This is a genomic window from Streptomyces milbemycinicus, from assembly GCF_002154605.1.
In the GTDB taxonomy this organism is placed as follows: domain Bacteria; phylum Actinomycetota; class Actinomycetes; order Streptomycetales; family Streptomycetaceae; genus Streptomyces; species Streptomyces milbemycinicus.
The window spans coordinates 1-428 of record NZ_MUNE01000942.1 but is presented as its reverse complement, the minus strand read 5'-3'; the positions used below and the strand labels follow the sequence as shown (position 1 = coordinate 428).

Below are 428 nucleotides of genomic sequence, written 5' to 3'. Positions count from 1 at the left end.
ACCGGACTGCACCAGACCATCGCCGACTGGCTGGTGTCGGTGTCGAACGAATACCTCTACCCGGCCCTCATCGGTGTTTACAGCTGTGTGCTCGGGGTGTTCGTACCCAGCGGCGGTGGCAAGTGGGTGGTCGAGGCGCCCTACGTACTCGGGGCGGCCAACGAACTCCACGTCAACCAGGGGTGGATGGTCGTGGTGTACGACCTCGGCGAGGCCAGCGCCAATCTGCTCCAGCCGTTCTGGATGCTTCCCACCCTCGCCATCCTCGGTCTGAAGGCGCGCGACATCATGGGCTACACCTTCGCCATGTTCCTTGCGCTGTTCCCCACGGTGCTCGTCCTCGTGACGCTGCTCGCCCAGACCCTGACCTTTCCCTGACGGACCAGCGCGATCGGCGGGGTCGCGCGCCGGCGCCAAGTGGCCGGTCT

Annotated in this window: 1 protein-coding gene; it reads left to right on the top strand. The window is 65.9% G+C overall.

The genetic code is table 11. The features are described 5' to 3' along the window. Window positions 1–378, top strand: a 378-nt coding sequence (locus CCN51_RS58765) for a TIGR00366 family protein (RefSeq protein WP_245881852.1), incomplete at its 5' end; no start/stop codon positions are given. Window positions 379–428 lie beyond the last annotated feature (50 nt).